At 69.4% G+C, this 19,077-nt stretch carries 14 protein-coding genes; 8 read left to right on the top strand and 6 right to left on the bottom strand.

Going from position 1 to position 19,077, the window contains the following annotated elements:
• Nucleotides 1-236: 236 nt before the first annotated feature.
• The 5 genes from SY2F82_RS15745 to SY2F82_RS15725 all read left to right on the top strand — a co-directional run bounded on the left by SY2F82_RS15745 (nucleotide 237) and on the right by SY2F82_RS15725 (nucleotide 7,168).
• Complete coding sequence (locus tag SY2F82_RS15745; RefSeq protein WP_200419701.1) at nucleotides 237-2,186, top strand: glycoside hydrolase family 127 protein; 1,950 nt, start codon at nucleotides 237-239, stop codon at nucleotides 2,184-2,186.
• A 56-nt stretch (nucleotides 2,187-2,242) separates the two neighbouring features.
• Complete coding sequence (locus tag SY2F82_RS15740; protein ID WP_200419700.1) at nucleotides 2,243-3,502, top strand: extracellular solute-binding protein; 1,260 nt, start codon at nucleotides 2,243-2,245, stop codon at nucleotides 3,500-3,502.
• 45 nt (nucleotides 3,503-3,547) lie between these two features.
• The gene (locus SY2F82_RS15735) at nucleotides 3,548-4,531 is read left to right on the top strand and encodes a carbohydrate ABC transporter permease (protein ID WP_200419699.1); all 984 of its coding nucleotides are present in this window, start codon (nucleotides 3,548-3,550) and stop codon (nucleotides 4,529-4,531) included.
• Nucleotides 4,528-5,361, top strand: a complete 834-nt coding sequence (locus SY2F82_RS15730) for a carbohydrate ABC transporter permease (protein ID WP_200419698.1) — start codon at nucleotides 4,528-4,530, stop codon at nucleotides 5,359-5,361. Before SY2F82_RS15735 ends, SY2F82_RS15730 begins: the two co-directional genes overlap by 4 nt.
• A gap of 64 nt (nucleotides 5,362-5,425) precedes the next feature.
• Nucleotides 5,426-7,168, top strand: coding sequence for an RICIN domain-containing protein (locus SY2F82_RS15725; protein WP_200419697.1), 1,743 nt, complete (start codon nucleotides 5,426-5,428; stop codon nucleotides 7,166-7,168).
• 59 nt (nucleotides 7,169-7,227) lie between these two features.
• Here the strand turns inward: SY2F82_RS15725 and SY2F82_RS15720 are convergent, their stop codons facing one another.
• Both SY2F82_RS15720 and SY2F82_RS15715 read right to left on the bottom strand, forming a co-directional pair.
• Nucleotides 7,228-9,585: a glycoside hydrolase family 65 protein gene (locus SY2F82_RS15720; RefSeq protein WP_200419696.1), complete on the bottom strand. Its 2,358-nt coding sequence runs from the start codon at nucleotides 9,583-9,585 to the stop codon at nucleotides 7,228-7,230.
• The gene (locus SY2F82_RS15715) at nucleotides 9,582-10,319 is read right to left on the bottom strand and encodes a beta-phosphoglucomutase family hydrolase (RefSeq protein WP_200419695.1); all 738 of its coding nucleotides are present in this window, start codon (nucleotides 10,317-10,319) and stop codon (nucleotides 9,582-9,584) included. The genes SY2F82_RS15720 and SY2F82_RS15715 overlap by 4 nt, the downstream gene beginning before the upstream one ends.
• 301 nt (nucleotides 10,320-10,620) lie before the next feature.
• Here SY2F82_RS15715 and SY2F82_RS15710 point away from each other — a divergent pair, with 301 nt between their 5' ends.
• Nucleotides 10,621-11,313: a nucleoside/nucleotide kinase family protein gene (locus SY2F82_RS15710; RefSeq protein WP_200419694.1), complete on the top strand. Its 693-nt coding sequence runs from the start codon at nucleotides 10,621-10,623 to the stop codon at nucleotides 11,311-11,313.
• Nucleotides 11,314-11,364: 51 nt separating this feature from the next.
• On the opposite strand, the gene SY2F82_RS15705 is transcribed toward SY2F82_RS15710, so the two are convergent.
• From SY2F82_RS15705 to SY2F82_RS15690, 4 genes are all read right to left on the bottom strand, one after another.
• Complete coding sequence (locus SY2F82_RS15705) at nucleotides 11,365-13,098, bottom strand: hypothetical protein (protein WP_200419693.1); 1,734 nt, start codon at nucleotides 13,096-13,098, stop codon at nucleotides 11,365-11,367.
• Between the two features lie 2 nt (nucleotides 13,099-13,100).
• Nucleotides 13,101-14,003, bottom strand: a complete 903-nt coding sequence (locus SY2F82_RS15700) for a carbohydrate ABC transporter permease (protein WP_200419692.1) — start codon at nucleotides 14,001-14,003, stop codon at nucleotides 13,101-13,103.
• The gene (locus tag SY2F82_RS15695) at nucleotides 14,000-14,911 is read right to left on the bottom strand and encodes a carbohydrate ABC transporter permease (protein WP_200419691.1); all 912 of its coding nucleotides are present in this window, start codon (nucleotides 14,909-14,911) and stop codon (nucleotides 14,000-14,002) included. Before SY2F82_RS15695 ends, SY2F82_RS15700 begins: the two co-directional genes overlap by 4 nt.
• A gap of 123 nt (nucleotides 14,912-15,034) precedes the next feature.
• Nucleotides 15,035-16,357, bottom strand: coding sequence for an extracellular solute-binding protein (locus tag SY2F82_RS15690; protein WP_200419690.1), 1,323 nt, complete (start codon nucleotides 16,355-16,357; stop codon nucleotides 15,035-15,037).
• A gap of 224 nt (nucleotides 16,358-16,581) precedes the next feature.
• Between SY2F82_RS15690 and SY2F82_RS15685 the strand changes: the two genes are divergently transcribed.
• Both SY2F82_RS15685 and SY2F82_RS15680 read left to right on the top strand, forming a co-directional pair.
• The gene (locus tag SY2F82_RS15685) at nucleotides 16,582-17,760 is read left to right on the top strand and encodes an ROK family transcriptional regulator (protein ID WP_200419689.1); all 1,179 of its coding nucleotides are present in this window, start codon (nucleotides 16,582-16,584) and stop codon (nucleotides 17,758-17,760) included.
• 103 nt (nucleotides 17,761-17,863) lie between these two features.
• The gene (locus SY2F82_RS15680) at nucleotides 17,864-18,973 is read left to right on the top strand and encodes a Gfo/Idh/MocA family protein (RefSeq protein WP_200419688.1); all 1,110 of its coding nucleotides are present in this window, start codon (nucleotides 17,864-17,866) and stop codon (nucleotides 18,971-18,973) included.
• The last annotated feature ends 104 nt before the right edge of the window (nucleotides 18,974-19,077 follow it).

Below are 19,077 nucleotides of genomic sequence, written 5' to 3'. Positions count from 1 at the left end.
TCGGGGGTAATGGTGCACATCATCCTGACAGCAGCGCGGGCCTCCGCGCCAGCCCGTGAGCAAACGGAAAAATATCGCGTCATTCCTCTTGACCATCGCCTGCTTCCGTCCACTACTTTCACCGCAGAAAAACGGTTGCTCAAACAGGCACCGCTTCGCTTCTTCGTCCTCTTGTCTCCTCGCAGCCGAAGCGACCGCGCCGGCTGCTCCCGTCCCGCGACGCACCCCGGAGAACCATGCCCCGCACACGCACAACCCCGCCCTCCCCGGGCCCGGTCCGCCCAGGTCCGGGAGCCCACACCGCGCTGCGGCCCGCCGCTGTCGGCATCCGCGAGGGCTTCTGGCACGTCCGGCGCGAGGTCAACGCACGCACCTCCATCCCGCAGGGCCCCCACCTGCTGGAGTCGGCGGGAAACCTGCACAACCTGCGGGTGGTGGCGGGCACCGCCGAGGGCGAGTTCCAGGGCACGTACCCGTTCCAGGACTCCGACGTCTACAAGTGGCTGGAGGCCGCCTCCTGGCAGCTCGCCCAGCGGACGACGCACGAGGACGACGATGAACTCGCCGACGTGGTGAGCCGGATCGCCGCACTGGTCGCCGATGCCCAGCAGCCCGACGGCTACCTCAACACCTGGTTCCAGCTCCGCGAGGGCGGCAAGCGCTACGAGGACCTGCGCTGGGGCCACGAGCTGTACTGCGCCGGCCATCTGATCCAGGCCGCGGTGGCCCACCACCGGGCGACCGGAGGGACCGAACTGCTCGATGTGGCCCGTCGTTTCGCCGACCACATCGACTCGGTCTTCGGTCCGCCCGGCAGCGGCAAGCCCATCGACGGCATCGACGGCCACCCCGAGGTGGAGACCGCCCTGGTGGAGCTCTACCGGGAGACCGGCGAACGCCGCTACCTGGACCTCGCCGCCTACTTCGTCGACCGCCACGGCCACGGCCTGCTCGGCGGCGAGGCGTACTGCCAGGACCGCGTGCCGCTGCGCGAGGCCACCGACGTCGAGGGGCACGCCGTACGCCAGCTCTACCTGCTCGCCGCCGCGGCCGACCTGGCGACCGAGACCGGGGACGCCGAACTGCGCGCCGCCGCCGAGCGGGTGTGGCAGGCGATGACCGCCACCAAGACCCATGTGACCGGCGGCCTCGGCGCCCACCACGACAAGGAGGACTTCGGCGACCCGTACGAGCTGCCCAACGAGCGCGCCTACTGCGAGACCTGCGCCGCCATCGCCTCCGTCCAGTGGAGCTGGCGCATGGCCCTGCTCACCGGCGAGGCCCGCTACTCCGACCTGATCGAGCGCACCCTGTACAACGGTTTCCTGGCCGGCGTCTCCCTGGACGGCGAGCGCTGGCTGTACGTCAACCCGCTGCAGGTCCGCGACGGCCACACCGACACCGGCGGCGACCAGTCGGCCCGCCGCACCCGCTGGTTCCGCTGCGCCTGCTGCCCGCCGAACGTCATGCGGCTGCTGGCCTCCCTGGAGCACTACCTCACCTCGACGGACGCGGACGGCCTGCAGATCCACCAGTACGTCGCCGGGCGCTACGCGGGCGACATCGACGGCACCCCGGTCGCCGTGAACGCCGAGAGCGGCTACCCCTGGCACGGCACCATCACCCTGACCGTCGAGGAGACCCCCGAGGAGCGGCCCTGGACGCTGTCCCTGCGCATCCCGCAGTGGTGCCGCGAATACCGGGTCAGGGTCGGGGACACGGCGTACGACCAGACCGACGCACCCGTGAGCGACGGCTGGCTGCTGCTGGAGCGCACCTGGGCGCCCGGCGACGAGGTGGTCCTCGAACTCGCCCTCGAACCCCGTCTCACCGCGGGCGACCCGCGCGTGGACGCCGTACGCGGCTGTGTGGCGATCGAACGCGGGCCGCTCGTGTACTGCCTGGAGCAGGTCGACCACGCCGGCGGCGGCCTGGACGACGTCGTCCTCGACACCACCCGCCCGCTCGCCGTGAAGCACCGCCCGGACCTGCTCGGCGGAGTCACCACCGTCGTGGCCGCCGGGTACCGCCGGCACATCCCCGACGCCGGCTGGTGGCCGTACCGGGCCGCGGAGGGCGCCGGGGACCCCTCGGCCGGTGAGCCCCTGGAGCTGACCGCGATCCCCTACTACGCCTGGGCCAACCGCCAGGACGGCAGCATGCGCGTCTGGCTGCCGACCTCCTGAGCGCGCTCCTCCTCCCGTCCCCCAGCCCGCCACACCCCAAGACATCGAGGTCACCCGTGAGACACACCCGCCGCACCCTGCTCGCCGCCGTCGCCGTGATCGGCACCCTCGCCTCCTCCGCCGCCTGCGGCGGTGGTTCGGGCTCCTCCTCGTCCTCGTCCTCGTCCGGCAAATCGGGCGCGACCTACACCTTCTGGGACCCGTACCCGCAGTTCGACGCCTCCTCGGCGTGGGGCGAGCTCGTCACCAAGTGCGGTAGCGACGCCGGGGTCAAGGTCAAGCGCACCGGCATGGACACCACGGACCTCGGCAACAAGGCGCTGCTGGCCGCGCAGCAGGGCAACGCCCCCGACGTGATGCTCGTGGACAACCCGGTCGTCTCCACGCTGGTGGAGGCGGGGATCCTCAACAAGACCAGTGACCTCGGCCTGGACACGTCCGCGATCCAGAAGAACATCATCGGCGCGGGCACCATCGACGGCTCCCCCTACGGGGTTCCGATCGGCGCCAACACGCTCGCCCTGTACTACAACAAGAAGGTCCTGTCCGCCGCCCACGTCGACCCCGCCTCCATCACGGACTGGGCGTCCCTGACGGCCGCCCTGGAGAAGGTGAAGGCGGCCGGCAAGAAGGGCGTCACGTTCTCCGCGATCAACACCGAGGAGGGCAGCTTCCAGTTCCTGCCGTGGTTCTGGGGCGCCGGCGGCGACCTCACCCAGCTCAACTCGCCCAAGGGCGTCGCCGCCCTGTCGCTGTGGAAGCAGTGGGTCGACGAGGGCTACGCGCCCAAGGACGTCCTGCAGAACACCCAGACCACCAGCTGGCAGGAGTTCGCCACGGGCGACTACGCGTTCGGCGAGAACGGTACCTGGCAGCTCGGCAACGCGGCGAAGGCCGGTTTCCCGTACGGGGTCATCAGCATCCCGGGGCAGAACGGCGGTTCGGCACCCGTTCCGACCGGCGGCGAGTTCGTCACCGTCCCGGTGCAGAAGGACAGCTCCCGCTACGACGTCAGCAAGAAGATCGTCACGTGTCTGACCAGCTCCGCCAACCTGCTGTCGACGGACAACACCCTGATGTACGTCGCCCCCACCCAGGAGGTCCAGGCCCAGCAGGTGAAGGCGAACCCCCTGCTGAAGCCGTGGGTTGACGCGGTGGTCGCGGCGCGTGGCCGCACCAGCGGCGGTCTGGGCACCAAGTACCCGACGATCTCCCAGCCGATGTGGACCGCCGTGCAGTCCGCCCTGTCCGGCAGCAAGAGCCCCAAGGACGCCCTCGACACCGCGCAGACGGCCGCCGCCAAGGGCAAGAGCTGACCCCCGGCACCGCCGCCCCGGACCCACCCGCATCCAGGAGTTCGCATGACCATCGCCCGCGTCGACCGCCGCTCCCAGCGGTCCCCGGCCAGGTCCGGGGCGACCGGCGCCACCCACGGGAAGGACTCGTCGGCGCTGCGGCGCGGTCAGCGCCGCAGGAGCCGGCTCACCGCGCTGGCCTTCCTCGCCCCGCTGGTCGTCTACCTCGCCGCCTTCTACCTCTACCCGCTGTACCGCAACCTGGACCTGAGCCTGCGCGACTACACCGTCCGGTCGTTCGTGGCGGGCGACGCGCCGTTCTCCGGGCTGGACAACTTCAGAACCGTCCTCGACGATCCGACGTTCGGCCCGGCCATGCGTCACACCATGATCTTCACCTTCGTGTCGATCGCCTTCCAGTACGCCGCCGGACTCGCCCTCGCGGTCTTCTTCAACCGGCACTTCCGGCTGGCCGGCACGCTCCGGGCCCTGTTCCTGATCCCGTGGCTGCTGCCGCTGATCGTGTCGGCGTCGACCTGGTCGTGGATGTTCAACAGCGAGTCCGGCGTCATCAACTACGCCCTGCACCTCGTCGGCGTGTCACCGGTCGACTGGCTCAACTCCCCCGACTGGGCGCTGACCTCGGTCGTCATCGCCAACATCTGGATCGGCATCCCGTTCAACCTGGTCATCCTCTACAGCGGTCTGCAGAACATCCCGGCCGAGCTGTACGAGGCCGCGTCGCTGGACGGGGCGAGTGCCTGGCAGCAGTTCCGGCGCGTCACCTTCCCCCTGCTGCGTCCGGTGTCGGCGATCACGCTGCTGCTGGGTCTCGTCTACACCCTCAAGGTGTTCGACCTGATCTGGATCATGACCAAGGGTGGTCCCGGCGACGCCTCGTCCACCCTGGCGACGTGGTCCTACCAACTGGGCTTCGGCACGCTGCTGCCGAAGTTCGGCCCCGGGGCCGCGGTCGGCAACATCCTCATCCTCATCGCCCTCGTCTTCGGGCTGCTGTACATCCGCGTCCAGAGGAGGCAGGAAGCATGACCGCCCACCGCGGTTCCGCCCGGCGCTCGCGCCTCTACACGGTCATCGGCGTCCTGCTCACCGCCGTGATGCTGTTCCCGGTGTACTGGATGCTGAACGTGTCCCTCACCCCGCAGCAGGACATGCGCAAGAGCCCGCCCGACCTCCTTCCGCTGCACCCCACCTTCGAGGGCTACCGGGCCGTTCTGAACGACCAGATGCCGTACCTGGGCACCAGCCTGCTGATCGGCCTGGGCACGGTCGTCCTCACCCTGGTCCTCGCCGCCCCGGCCGGCTTCGCGCTGGCCAGGCTGCGGCCCCGGGGCGGCGGCTTCCTCGGTCTCGCCCTGCTGGTGGCACAGATGATCCCGGGCATCGTCATGGCGATGGGCTTCTACGGGATCTTCCTCGACCTCGGGCTGCTCAACTCCTGGTGGGGGCTCATCGTCGCGGACTCCACCATCGCCGTGCCCTTCGGCGTCATGATCTTCACGGCGTTCATGTCGGGCATCCCCGGTGAGCTCATCGCCGCGGCCCGCATCGACGGCGCCGGCACCTGGCGCACCTTCCTGTCCGTGGTGCTCCCGGTGAGCCGCAACGCCGTGGTCACCGTCTCGCTCTTCAGCTTCCTGTGGGCCTGGTCCGACTTCGTCTTCGCCAACACCCTCGACGGCGGCGGCGATCTGCGCCCGATCACCCTCGGCATCTACCACTACATCGGCAACAACAACCAGGAATGGAACGCGATCATGGCCACCGCCGTCGTCGCGTCGATCCCCGCAGCCGTCCTGCTGGTCCTCGCACAGCGCTACGTGGCCGCGGGTGTCACCGCGGGCGCGGTGAAGGACTGAGTCCGTACAGGACGGACCAGGACGGACATCCCCCCGATTCCCTCTCCTCAGGAGCCAGAATCTCATGAGCCGCACTCGCAGACGCGTCGGCCTGACCGCCGCCGTCGGCACAGCCGTCCTCGCCGCCGGCCTCGCCACCGCCGCCCCCGTCCAGGCGTCCCCGACGTCCTCGACCACCCTGGTGGTGAACGCGAACCAGACCCTCCGCCCGGTCACCCACGTCGCCACCGGCAGCCTCTACGGCCTCGCCGACGACACCACCCCCGCCGACAGCCTGGTCACCCCGCTGAAGCCGAACACGTTCGTGCAGATGGCGCCGGGCGGCTCCCAGCTGCCCAACGGTGAGCCGAAGCCCGCCGGGGACGCGCTGGTCGTGGCGCCCAAGGCCGCGCGGGCCGGCGCCAAGGTCGTCGTCCGCATGCCGGACTGGTACCCCAACTTCCCCTATAAGTGGGTCAGTTGGAGCGAGTGGCTGTCGGCCGTGGACAAGCAGGTCGCCTCCGTGCAGGCGTCGGGTGCCACCGACATCGCCGCGTACGAGTTGTGGAACGAGCCCGACTGGACCTGGGACACCACCAACGCGGGGGCGTTCGACGCAGGCTGGGCCCGCACGTACAGGGAGGTCCGCAGCAAGGACACCAAGACCCCCGTCCAGGGCCCGAGTTACTCGGCCTGGAACCAGAGCTGGATGAGCCAGTTCCTCACCGACGCCAAGGCCTCCGGAACCGTACCCGACATCATCTCCTGGCACGAGTTGCAGGGGTCGGGCAACATCGCCGCGCACGTGTCGGCGTACCGCGCCCTGGAGTCCGGCCTCGGCATCAGCCCGCGCCCGATCGCCATCGAGGAGTACGGCACCACGAGCGAGGTCGGCGTGCCCGGGCCGCTGATCGGGTACGTCGCCAAGTTCGAGCGGGCCGGTGTGCACGACGCCGAGCTCGCCTTCTGGAACCACTACGGCACCCTCGGCGACACCCTCACCGACACCGGTGGCTCCCCCAACGGCGCGTACTGGGCGTACAAGTGGTACGGCGACATGTCCGGCAACATGCTCGTCACCACGCCCCCGGCCCAGACGGGCATCGACGGCATCGCCTCCCTCAACGGCTCCGGCAACCAGATCAGCGTCGTCGCCGGCGGCTGCACAGGCTCCTGTGCGGTGACGATCAACGGCCTGAACTCTCTGTCGGCCTTCGGCAGCACGGTCCACGTCAAGCTGGAGTACACGCCCTCGAAGGGCCGCACGACGGCGGTGTCCGGCCCGATCACCATCTCCGACACCGACTACACGGTCTCGAACGGCTCGATCACGGTGCCGGTGACGATGAACGCGTCCGACGGCTACCACATCGTCGTCACGCCCACCGGCACCTCCACCTCACTGGCCGGGCGCTACCAGATCACCAACAAGAACAGCGGCCTGGCCCTGGACACCCAGAGCGCGGGCACCGCACAGGGCACGTCCGTGGTCCAGGCGACCTCCACCACCGGCACCGACCAGAACTGGACCCTGGTGTCCGCGGGCCGGGGCCTCTACAAGATCGTCCAGCAGTCCAGCGGTCTGCTGCTCGGCATCCAGAGCATGAGCACCAGTAACGGCGGCACGGCCCTGATCTGGGGCGACAACGGCACGGACGACCACCTCTGGCAGCTCGTCCCGTCCGGCGACGGCTACTACAAGATCGCCAACTACAACAGCGGTCTCCTGCTCGGCGTGAACAACATGAGCACGTCCTCCGGCGCGCAGGTTCTGCAGTGGTCCGACAACGGCACCGCCGACCACCTGTGGAAGCTGACCTCTCGCTGAGTCCGGGCAGTCGCTGCTCACCGTGCCGGACGGCATGGTGAGCAGCGGCGCGTGCGGCCTCAGCCCTCGTTCGCATCCGGGTGGTTCGGGCGCCGGTGCGGTGGCTGGTCCGGTGCGGGGCGGGGCTTGAGCGGCGGGATGTCCAGGGTCTGCGGCTTGTCGGCGTCGACCGTGAACGGCTCGCCGTGGTGGTGGATGGTCAGCGGGTCGCCGTTCTGCAGCGTGTAGGTGGCCGCGCCGCGGCCGATCTCCACCCGCAGTCGGCGGCCCCGCAGTTGCAGCGTGAAGGCGAGGCGGCCGAACCTCTCCGGCAGGCGCGGGGCGAACGCGATCCGCTGCCCGTGGTGGCGCATGCCGCCGAAGCCCGCGACGAGCGCCATCCAGGTGCCGGCGAGAGAGGCGATGTGCAGACCGTCGCGCGTGTTGTGCTCCAGGTCGTGCAGGTCCATCAGCGCGGCCTCGTGCAGATAGTCGTAGGCGAGCCGCATGTGGCCCGTCTCGGCCGCCATGACCGCCTGGCAGCAGGCGGACAGCGACGAGTCGCGGACGGTGAGGGGTTCGTAGTAGGCGAAGTTGCGCGCCTTGTGCTCCGCGTCGAAGAAGGAACTGCACGTGTACATCGCCAGCACCAGGTCGGCCTGCTTGATGACCTGCTTGCGGTACAGGTCGAAGTACGGGAAGTGCAGCATCAGCGGATACTGGTCGGCGCCGGTGGAGGCGAAGTCCCAGCGCTGGTAGCGGGTGAACCCGGCGTGCTGCTCGTGGACGCCGAGATCCTGGTTGTACGGGATGTGCATGGCCTCGGCGGCGTCCCGCCAGGCCGCGGCCTCCTCGTCGTCGACGCCCAGTTCCCCGGCGCGGCGCGGATGCCGCTCGACCACGTCGGCGGCGGCCAGCAGGTTCGCGCGGGCCATCAGATTGGTGTACGTGTTGTCGTCGGCGATGGCGCTGTACTCGTCGGGGCCGGTCACCCCGTCGATGTGGAAGGTGCCGTGGTGGTCGTGGTGACCGAGCGACCGCCACAGCCGGGCCGTCTCCACCAGGAGTTCGAGTCCGGTGTCGCGTTCGAAGCGTTCGTCGCCGGTGGCGGCGACGTAGCGGACGACGGCGTCGGCGATGTCCGCGTTGACGTGGAACGCTGCGGTACCGGCCGGCCAGTACGCCGAACCTTCGGAGCCGTCGATGGTCCGCCACGGGAACGCAGCGCCCCGCAGGCCCAGTTGGACGGCACGTTCGCGGGCCGCGGGCAGGGTGTTCTGCCGCCAGCGCAGCGCTTCGGCGACGGCTCCGGGCGAGGTGTAGGTGAGCGGGGGCAGCACGAACATCTCGGTGTCCCAGAAGGCGTGCCCGTCGTAGCCGGAGCCGGTCAGTCCCTTGGCGGGGATCGCGCGCTGCTCGGCACGGGCCCCGGCCTGAAGGACGTGGAAGAGGGCGAAGCGGACCGCCTGCTGGATCTGCTCGTCCCCGTCGATCTCGACGTCCGAGCGCGCCCAGAACTCGTCCAGGTACTCCCGCTGCTCGGCGACGAGCCCCGACCAGCCGACGCCGGCGGCGGCGGCGAGCGCCGCGTCCACCTGGTCGCTGATCGCGGGCAGGGACCGGGTGCCGGACCAGCCGTAGGAGACGAACTTCTCCACCCGCAGCGTCTGACCCGGGTCGAGTGCGGAGGCGACGGTGAGGCGGGCGAGGTCGTCGGTCGCCTCGCTCTCGGTCGTGGTGGGGTCGGGGCCGGTGACGACGTGGTCGGCGGCGGCGCCGACCCTCAGGCCGCTGCGCCGGGTGCGGTGCACCAGCCGCAGACGGGTGCTCTTCGCGAAGTTCTCCTCGGCCTCCAGCGACGACTCGAGCACGATCGCGGCACGCGGGTCGCGGTCACGGCCGGGCAGTTGCTCGTTGGCGACCAGCTCGGACTGGACGACGATCCGTGCGGGTTTGCCGACCGGTTCCACCTCGTAGGCGACGGCGGCTATCGCGCGCTGGGTGAAGGAGACCAGCCGGGTGGAGCGTACGCGGACCGTGGAGCCTGCCGGTGAGGTCCACTCGCAGGTCCGGGTGAGCAGTCCGGTGCGCAGGTCGAGGACGCGTTCGTGGGAGCGCAGCCGGCCGTAGCGCAGGTCGAAGGGCTCGTCGTCCACGAGCAGCCGGATGATCTTGCCGTTGGTGACGTTGATGACGGTCTGCCCGGACTCGGGATAGCCGTAGCCCGCCTCGGCGTAGGGCAGCGGGTGGGTCTCGTGGACGCCGTTGAGATAGCTGCCCGGCAGTCCGTGCGGTTCGCCCTCGTCGAGGTTGCCGCGCCAGCCGACATGCCCGTTGGACAGCGCGAACACCGATTCGCTCTGGGGCAGCACGTCCAGGTTCAGGCCGCGTTCACGCAGGGTCCAGGGCTCGACGGTGTACGAGTTGTGCGTGATCACGACCACTCCCCCAGGTTCACCAGGTCCGGTACGACGACGTCGGCGCCGTGGGCGCGCAGCGCGTCCGCCTGGCCGACGCGGTCCAGGCCGACGACGTATCCGAAGTGGCCGGAGCGTCCGGCGTCCATGCCCGCGAGCGCGTCCTCGAAGACGGCGGCGGCCTTGGGCTCCACGCCGAGGTCGTGTGCGGCGGCGAGGAAGGTGTCCGGGTGCGGTTTGCCGGGCAGGTGCCGTTCGGCGGCCACGACCCCGTCGATGCGTACGTCGAAGAGGTGTTCGGCGTTGATCGACCGCAGCACGTCACGGCAGTTGGCGCTGGAGGAGACCACGGCCGTGCGCAGGCCCTCGGCCCGTGCGGCACCGATGTAACGGATGGTGCCGTCGTACGCCTCGACCCCGCGGGTGCGGATCAGCTCCAGCAGCAGCTCGTTCTTGCGGTTGCCGAGGCCGTGCACGGTCTGCCGGTCGGGCGGGTCGTCGGAGGCGCCCTCCGGTAGCCGGATGCCGCGGGAGGCCAGGAAGGTGCGGACGCCGTCGGCGCGGGGCCGTCCGTCGACGTACTCGTCATAGTCGCTGTCGTCGAAGGGGCGGAAGTCGGCCCCGTCCCGCGCACGCAGGAAGTCGTCGAACGTCTGTTTCCACGCGGTCGCGTGGACGACGGCGGTCTTGGTGATGACCCCGTCGAGATCGAAGAGGCAGGCCTGGATACCGTCCGGAAGACCGAGCTTCGTCATAGGAGCCACCTTCCCTCATGAACGCCGGGCAGAGGGTGGCGAGTGCCACATTGCGCCCTGTCGACACTCCGTCGGCGGGCGTGCAGCACGACGCCGTTGCCGGACCCGGCGTCAGGTCCGGGTGAACCGCACGCCGGTGTGGGCGCGGCCGAGCGCGTGCAGGTACTCCAGGGCGTCCGCGACCGGTACGCGCCTTCCCGGCGGTCCCTCACGTACACCGGTGACTCGACGGCCGGTCGGTCCCCGCGCCCCGTACCCCGGTCTCGCCATCCTGCGCGACCTCTGGTGCAATGACGGGACGATGAACTTCGACGACCTCCTGAAGCGGGCGGCGGCCCTGACCCGCCCCGGCCACCGAGCTGTCCTCGGCATCTGCGGCAGCCCGGGGGCCGGCAAGTCGACGCTCGCCGAGCACCTGGTCCGTGAGCTGAACGGCGACGGGCCGCCGTGGGCGGCGCACGTCCCCATGGACGGCTTCCACCTGGCCGATGCGGAACTCGACCGGCTGGGCCGCCGCGGCCGCAAGGGCGCGCCCGACACGTTCGACGCGGCCGGGTACGCGGCGCTGCTGCGGCGCCTGCACGAGGAGCGGGAGGGCGAGATCGTGTACGCGCCGGGCTTCGAACGCGTGCTGGAGCAGCCGATCGCGGGGGCGATCCCGGTGCCGCCGTCGGCGCGGCTGGTCGTGACCGAGGGCAACTACCTGCTGCTGGGTACGGGGGCGTGGGCACGCGTACGGGCCTACCTGGACGAGGTGTGGTTCTGCGAGATCGACGAGCAGGAGCGCATCCGGCGACTGGTGGCCCGCCACGAGGAGTTCGGCAAGGAGCACGACGCGGCGGTGGCCTGGGTGCTGGGCACCGACCAGCACAACGCGGATCTGATCGCGGCGACCCGGGACCGCGCCGACCTGATCGTGCCGGGGACGGCCCTGCCGGCACCCTACGGGGCGCCCCCGGCAGGGTCGGGCCGGGAGCCGTCACGCCGCCCCTGACGCCGTGCGAGCGCGCCGGCCCTGGAAGGACCTCCGGAGCCGGCTACCAGGTCAACGGCGTTGAGGTCGCACGACAAGGTCGGGTCGGCGAGCCCGCAGTGCGACGCTCAATGTCTGCGGGCCGTGTCCGCCGACATAGACCCGGTCCCCGGTCGTCGCATCGGTTCCGCCCAGCAACGTGTAGTCCTGACCCGGGTCGTACCGCAGGATGTCGGTCTGCTCCGGCTCTGCGAGCGGCTCCCCGGCGTGGACGCCGACCTCGACGCGGATCTCACTGTCGCCCGCCCGGTAGGTCATCGGTCCGGTCGTGAGACACCAGTGTCTGTCGCCGATCGGTACGGCACCGTGCAGTTCGCCTCCCGGCCGGAAGGTGAGTTCGAGTGCCCACGGCACCCGTGGTCCGCTCATGTCGATCCGTAGGTCGGCACCGTCTTCTCGAAGGTCCACGTCGATGCCGGTCGTCAGCGCGACCTCGTCCCGCGGCCGGTCCTGGAAAGCCATCGCAGCCGAGAAACGTCCCTCGTCCGCCATCCGGTAGGCGCCGTCGGATCGCCGCTCGGTCGGCGGAAGCGGCTGGTAGTAGGCGGCGGTCAGGGTTTCGGTGAGCCGGTACCGGCCGTCGGCGAGGCGTTGCATGCCCGTGGCACGGAACGGCCCCATATCGAAGAATCCCCGCGAGAGCCGGACCGCGTCGAGGATCGCGTCGCCCGCGAACAGCCGCAGGAAGGTCGGATTGTTGGCGAGGCCCGAGCGAATGCGGCGGTACTCGGGCACGTCGGAGCCGCCGTACACGACGGTGTGCGCAGCAGCGGAGGCGCGTGAGGCAAGGCGCGCCGTGGCGATGTACCGCTCGCGGGGAAGGGTCTCCGGCGCCGGTGCCGGCAGCGCGCGGCACAGGTCCGGGGTCAGGATGGTCTCGGCGAGCAGGTTGGGGTCGTCGATGCCGCAGGCTGCCGCCAGCCGCGCCGCCCGGCTGAAGTCGCCCCGGCCGGTGCGGATCGCGAGCAGCCGGTAGTGCGGCAGGTAGGGCGCCAGCGGGAACGGCTGGTTCTGGTCCTGCCGCCGCGAGTGGACGGTTTCCACCGTGCCGTCCGGGCGGATGAGGTCCAGGGTCGCGGTGAGGTTGCGTTCGACGGCGTCGCGCAGGTCGGTGCGGCCGAGGACGTCGGCCAGCAGCAGCAGCGACGGGTTGGACACGTGGGCCGCGTAGTTGGCGCTCCGCTCCGAGAACAGGCCCTCCGCGTCGATGTCGACGCCCTCGGCGAGCCACGCTTCGATCCGGTCGAGCAGCCGGCCGTCGGGGAACGACCGGTGCAGCCGGGCCAGCGCCGCGCACAGCTCCCACCGGTGGTTCGGGGTGTGGACTCCGCCTGTCCGGAGGCTTTCGGCGGCCGCGCCGGCGATCTCGGCGAGGGCGGCGGAGGCCTCACGCAGTTCCGGCCCCGCGCCCGTCGCGAGGACGTGCGCGTCGCACACGTCGTTGATGGTGAACGCGGAATCCGGGGGTGACTGCACGTTGTCCCCGCCGGCGAAGAGGCCGGAGGGGGTCTGCAGCGCCATGAGAGCGGCGAGGTGGGTCATCGTGGCGGCGACGGCCCGCTCGCTGCCGTGCAGTGCCGAGTCGGGTGAACGGTACGCCGCGAGCAGTGTCTTCACCCGGCGCGCCAGACCGCGATGGGCCAGGCCGGCTGGTTCTTCGTCCGGGCGGGCAGTCAACGGGAGGGCTTGCCGGTCGGCGGCGCGGGCCACCTCGCGGACGAACTCGCGGTCCAGCGTGATCTGCACGGTCAGTCCTTCAGTCCGGCGTTGATGTCGGCGCCCATGACGTAGCGCTGGAAGACCAGGAAGATGACGATCAGCGGGATCATGGAGATGACCGATGCGCCGAGCAGTACCGACCAGTTGACGTTCTGCGCGCCGACGATGCTCTGGATGCCGATCTGCACGGTGAACTTGTTGGGGTCGTTCAGCATCAGCAGCGGCCAGATGTAGTCGTTCCACCGCCACTGGAAGGACAGGATGGCGAGGGTCAGCATGATGGGCCGGGAGAGCGGCACCATGATCCGCACGAAGATCGACAGTTCTCGGGCACCGTCGATGCGTGCGGCTTCCACGAGTTCGTCGGGAACCGTCAGGAAGAACTGGCGGAACATGAAGCATCCGGTCGCGGTGAGCACGGCCGGGAGGATGATGCCGGCGAAAGAGTTGTAGAGGCCGAGGTTGCGGACCACCAGGAACTCCGGGGCGAGCATGACCTCGCCCGGCAGCATCGTGGTTGCCAGGATGCACAGGAAGAAGGCCTTGAGCCATATGTTGTCGTACTTGGCCAGCGCGTAGCCGGTGCAGCAGCTGACACCCAGCGTGAGGATCGTCGTGATCACGCACACGATGGCCGTGTTGATGAAGTACTGGGAGAAGTTGGCGCTGTCCCACGCTGCCCTGAACCCCGACAGGGTGGGGTTGTGCGGGACCAGCGTCAGCGGATAGGAGAACAGGTCGCTGGACGGCTTGAAGGCGCTGAGGATGAACCACAGCACCGGCAACCCGTAGAGGCACGCCAGAATCCACAGCAGTGTCGTCGCGGGCACCGCCCGACGGAGCCCACCGCCGACCGCGTTGCGCGGTCGCTTCCTTGGAACCGCTTGTTTCGCATCGGCGTCGAGCGGGCGTGGCATGTCTGTGGTTGTCATCGGTTCTCCACCCGCCGGTTGACGATCAGCTGGATGATCGCGACGGCCATCAGGATGAGCATCAGCACGAATGACGCTGCGCTCGCGTAGCCGATCTGGCCGCGTTTGAAGCCGGTCTCATAGATGTACTGGACGAGCAGGTTGTTCGACGATCCGGGTCCGCCGTTGTTGAGGGCGACGAACACCGGGTATTCCTTCATCGCGTTGATCGTGTTGAGCAGGATGACGATGAACGAGGTGGGCGCGATGCTCGGCAGCGTGATGCTGATGAACTGGCGCCACGGGCCGGCGCCGTCGAGCGAGGCCGCCTCGTAGTACGACACCGGAACGTTCTTGATCGCCGCGATGAACAGCAGCATCGTGAACCCCGTCCACATCCAGGATGCCGCCATCACCACCACCAGCAGCGACAGGTCCGCATTCGACTGCCACGGAACGGCGGACCCGCCGAGCTTCTCGATGACGTAGTTGACCAGTCCGAAGTTCTCACCGAACAGCCACCGCCACAGGACGCCCACGACGATGGGCGACAGCAGCCACGGGATGAAGAAGATGACGCGGGCGACCGACGAGCCCTTGGCGTGTTTGTTCACCACCAGGTTGGCGGCGAGCAGCGAGAGCGCGAAGTTCAGCGGGACGAAGAGGACGGTGTACAGCAGCGTCCGGGTCAGTGCGTCGTAGAACGTGGAGTCCCCGAACAGGTTGTGGTAGTTGTCCAGTCCGACCCACTGGAACACTCCCACGCCCGTGTAGTTCGTGAAGGAGTAGACGAGCCCGATCACCGCAGGCCAGACGAAGAACAGCGCGAAGAGCACGACATTGGCCGCGATGAGGACGAGCGGCGCGAGGGTGTACTTGCTGCGTCTCCTGGGCGGGCTCGCGGACACGTCCGAAGCGCTAATTGTCATCTTCCTGACTCCGTGCTGGTGGAATGGGTTCCTGTGGGCTCACGCCATGAGCCCGGCATCAGCGGGCGCCCAACGCCGGGCGGCGGTGTCCCGACCCCGCCGCCCGGGCCCGTCGGCCTGCGATCAGCCGCCGACCTGCTGGTTGTAGCCGGCCACGATGTTGTCCAGGGCCTTGTCGGCCGACTGCTGGCCGTTGATCGCCTTGCCGAGTTCCGTCTTGGTCGGGTCGGTGGTGAGGTTCTTGCCCTTCAGCACCCAGGCCGTCTGCGCGTTGTTGAAGTAACCCGAGATCGGGGCGTAGAGCGGGATCTCCTCGTTGTACAGCTTGAACGCCGCCTGCGCCGCCTCGGAGGTGAAGGGGTACTTCGGGTTCAGACCGTTCTCGACCGGCAGGAACCCGGAGGCCTCACACAGCTCGCGGTAGTGGTCCGGCTCGTAGATCCACGACATGAACTTCTGCGCGGCGGTGGCTGCGGCGCCGTTGTTGTTGAAGCCCACCATCATGCCGCCGCTGTTGACGTCGCTGGCCTGCACCGGCTGGGCGGGAGTCGGGACGCTCGCCCAGTCGAACTTCTTGATGTTCTCCGCGAAGGCGGGAACCTGCCACACGCCGGACCAGTAGGCGACCACGTCACCGCTCTGGAACATGGCCGACGGGTCGGCGCCGCTGGTCCACACCGACTTCGGCATGGTCTTGTCGTCGTTCCATCCGACGAAGGTGTTCACGGCCTTCTTCGTCGCGTCGTCCACCGAGAACTTCCCGGAGGAGTCCGCGTGGACGTACTTCCCGCCCATCTCGTACACCATGGCGCGGAGCCGGGACGGCGACTGGTCGAACGCCAGGGAGTACTTGGCGCCGGTCTTCTCCCGGACCTTGTTCGCCGCCGCGATGAAGTCGGTCCAGGTCCAGGTCTTCTGGGGCGAGGTCGGGAAGGAGACGCCGGCCTTCTTGAACAGCGTCTCGTTGATGAACAGTCCGGACGCGGTGACGTCCGAGGGGATGGACAGCACCTTCCCGGACGAGTCCTTGGCGAGGAAGTTGGCGTTGATGTTGTAGCTCTTGTTGTTGGCGATGGAGCTGAGGTCGATCAGCTTGTTCGACCAGATCGGGTCCAGCGCCGGCACGGCCGCCACGTCGGGCAGGGAGTTCGCCTGCGCGGCGTTGTGCAGCTTCGTCGTGTAGCCGTCGTAGGGGATGTTGACGAGCTTGACGTCGACGCCGGCTTCCTTCTTGTACTGCGTCACCAGCTTCTTCCAGCCCGCGTCCTGCCCCGGAACCGTTGAGATCCAGAACGTCAGCGACTTGGAGTTCCCGCCCGAGCCGGACCCGGACCCGCAGGCGGAGAGCAGAAGGGCACCTGCCGCGGCCACGGCAGCGAGGGGAATCACGCGGCGTATGCCGCCGCGGCCGAGTCGGCGGGAGCGCCGCACACCCACACTGGTCATCTTCGATCCCTTTTCGTCGGAGCGGACGGAGCAGGCCACCGGCCGCTGGCAGTAGCAGGTTCCCGTTTCCTATCACTGTGATTGAATACCCACAAGGGTTGGCGCCATCTCATGTGCACATCTGGCGCTCTTGTCGCGCAGCGGGGGGCTGATAGTCTCCGGGCCACAGCCGAGAAACGAGCGGACGAGACTTATCCTCAGTCCGATGGCTATTGGGGAGGGTTGTGAAACGACGGGCGCCGCGCACCGCGACAACTCGGCACGTCACCGAGATCAACCGGACCGCGATCCTGGACGTACTCCGCGAGCACGGACCACTGTCTCGACGTGACATCCAGGAGCGCACCGGGCTCGGCTCGGCCACCATCGAACGCCTGTGCTCGGCGCTCATAGAGGAAGGCTCGGTCGAACTCGCGGGACAGGTGCGCTCCTCAGTCGGCCGGCCCTCGACGCTGCTGCGATTCGCGTCGTCGGCCCGCGCGATCGTCGCTGTCGACGTCACCGAGTACACGGCACGGGGACGCGTGGTCAACCTGGGCGGAACCACGCTGTACGAGGAGAGCCACACCTTCGACCTCGACGGCCGGGACGCAGGCGCCGCCCGCATCAACGGGCTGCTGCACCTCGTCGACCGGCTGACCTCCCCGGAGACGGGAGTGACAGCGCCGATCGTCGCCATCGGCATCACGGTTCCCGGCATCGTGCACGCGGGGGTGGTGTCGAAGGCGGTCGAACTCGACTGGCAGGAAGTGCCGCTCGCCGACATCGTCTCGGCACGGTGCGGTCTGCCGATCCACATCGAGAACGACGCCAACGCGACCGCCTACGGCGAGTGGACCGGCGGAGCCCTCGCGAACGCACAGAGTGCCGTCGCGCTCGTGCTGGGCGCCAGACTGAGCGCCGGGATAATCAACGAGGGGCATCTCTACCGTGGGCACCGGTCGGCCGCGGGTGAGATCGGCTTCCTGCTGACGTCCAGCGCATCGTTCGCCCGCTACTTCACGGAACAGGGCGACGTCGAGTCGACCCTGGCGGCGCAGGTGCTTCCGTTCGCCGCCCGGGAGGGCCTGCACGGCAAGCGCATCGGTCCCGCGTTCCGCGCGATGATGGCCTGCTGCCGGGAGGGCGACAGCGAGGCCGCGCGGGCCCGCGACGAGTTCTTCGACTCGATCGCCCTCGCCCTCGTCGCCACCTCGGTCGTGCTCTCGCCCCAGGTCATCGTGCTCGCCGGCGCGTTCGCACAGTACAGCGAGGAGTCCGCGGAGCAGCTGACCAGGCGCCTCGTCGGCCGGATCCCCTGGGTGCCGCGGATAGCGGTGAGCGAGCTCGGCTTCGACGCGGCGATCACCGGCGTGAGCGCGCTGACGATCGAACACGCCCGTTCCGCGACGTACCTCGCATGACGCCGTCTGCGTGGGACGCCCGGACGTCACCGGGCGGGCGCGCCGCCGGCAGCGGGACAGCCCTACTTCCTACCACCAGCCGAACCAGGATGGAGCGTGAGTGATGGACGAAATGATACGGATTGCGGTGGTGGGTACCGGCGACGTCGCCATGGATCACGCGGCCGCGCTCACGTCCCCCGGTCCGGTCGCCGCGACGATCGTGGCTGCGGCGGACACCGACCCGACCCGGCTGGACGCCTTCCTGACCCAGCACGGGTCACCGGCCGGCTACGACGACATCGACGAGTTGCTCGCCCGGTCCCGCCCTGACCTGGTCTATCTGTGCACACCGCCCGGACTCCACCGCGACCAGGCACTGGCCTGCCTGCGCTCCGGGGCCAGCGTGCTGGTGGAGAAGCCACCCGCGCTGTCGTTGCGGGAACTCGACGAGATCGCCGCCGCCGTGGGCGAGCCGCCGTGGTTCGCGACCGTGTTCCAGCACCGTTTCGGCCGGGGCCAGGCCCGGCTCAAGGCCTTGGTGGACTCGGGACTGCTCGGCCGCCCGCTGCTGGCGGTCTGTCACACCACGTGGTTTCGCGACCAGGCGTACTTCGACGTGCCCTGGCGCGGCCGGTGGGACACCGAGGGCGGCGGCCCCACGATGGGGCTCGGCATCCACCAGATGGACATGATGCTGGACCTGCTCGGCGACTGGACCGAGGTGCGGGCCGTCACCAGGACGCAGGCACGCCGTACGGAGACCGAGGACGTCTCGCTGGCCCATGTGACGTTCTCCAACGGAGCCGTGGCCTCCGTGGTGAACAGCGCCCTCTCGCCGCGGCAGGAGTCGTACCTGCGTTACGACTTCGAGCACGCCACCGTGGAGGTGACGCACCTGTACGGGTACCGGGACGAGGACTGGCGTGTGACGCCGGCACCCGGACATGACGACGTGCTCGCCGCGTGGCAGGCCGGCCTGACCGGCGGCGGGGACGAGGCGGCCGCGCAGAACTCCCGGAGCGGGCACTGGGCCCAGTTCGCGAAGGTGCTGTCCTCCCTGCGCGACGGCACCCCACCGCCCGTGCCGCTCGAAGAGTCCCGGCGCACTCTCGCACTGGTGGCCGGTATCTACGCGTCCGCCGCGGCCGACCGCCCGGTGAAGCCCTCGGACGTCTCTCCCGGTACGCCCTTCTACGACAGCATGGCCGGCAGCCGTGTCGGCTCCGGCTGACGGATCGGCCTCGTTCACGTACAGGACACGTCCCGGTCGGCGAACTCTCGCCGACGGGACACGACTCGACCGTGGATCTTCGCTCGTACGCATCAGTTGACTCG

It is taken from the genome of Streptomyces sp. Y2F8-2, from assembly GCF_014905555.1.
In the GTDB taxonomy this organism is placed as follows: domain Bacteria; phylum Actinomycetota; class Actinomycetes; order Streptomycetales; family Streptomycetaceae; genus Streptomyces; species Streptomyces cynarae.
This window is presented reverse-complemented; position numbering and strand designations above follow the sequence as displayed.

Coding starts and splice junctions, on each gene's coding strand:
- SY2F82_RS15715 (WP_200419695.1), bottom strand. CDS start 10,319: ATGACGAAGCTCGGTCTTCCGGACGGTATCCAGGCCTGCCTCTTCGAT.
- SY2F82_RS15735 (WP_200419699.1), top strand. CDS start 3,548: ATGACCATCGCCCGCGTCGACCGCCGCTCCCAGCGGTCCCCGGCCAGG.
- SY2F82_RS15745 (WP_200419701.1), top strand. CDS start 237: ATGCCCCGCACACGCACAACCCCGCCCTCCCCGGGCCCGGTCCGCCCA.
- SY2F82_RS15695 (WP_200419691.1), bottom strand. CDS start 14,911: ATGACAATTAGCGCTTCGGACGTGTCCGCGAGCCCGCCCAGGAGACGC.
- SY2F82_RS15710 (WP_200419694.1), top strand. CDS start 10,621: ATGAACTTCGACGACCTCCTGAAGCGGGCGGCGGCCCTGACCCGCCCC.
- SY2F82_RS15700 (WP_200419692.1), bottom strand. CDS start 14,003: ATGACAACCACAGACATGCCACGCCCGCTCGACGCCGATGCGAAACAA.
- SY2F82_RS15725 (WP_200419697.1), top strand. CDS start 5,426: ATGAGCCGCACTCGCAGACGCGTCGGCCTGACCGCCGCCGTCGGCACA.
- SY2F82_RS15690 (WP_200419690.1), bottom strand. CDS start 16,357: ATGACCAGTGTGGGTGTGCGGCGCTCCCGCCGACTCGGCCGCGGCGGC.
- SY2F82_RS15680 (WP_200419688.1), top strand. CDS start 17,864: ATGGACGAAATGATACGGATTGCGGTGGTGGGTACCGGCGACGTCGCC.
- SY2F82_RS15730 (WP_200419698.1), top strand. CDS start 4,528: ATGACCGCCCACCGCGGTTCCGCCCGGCGCTCGCGCCTCTACACGGTC.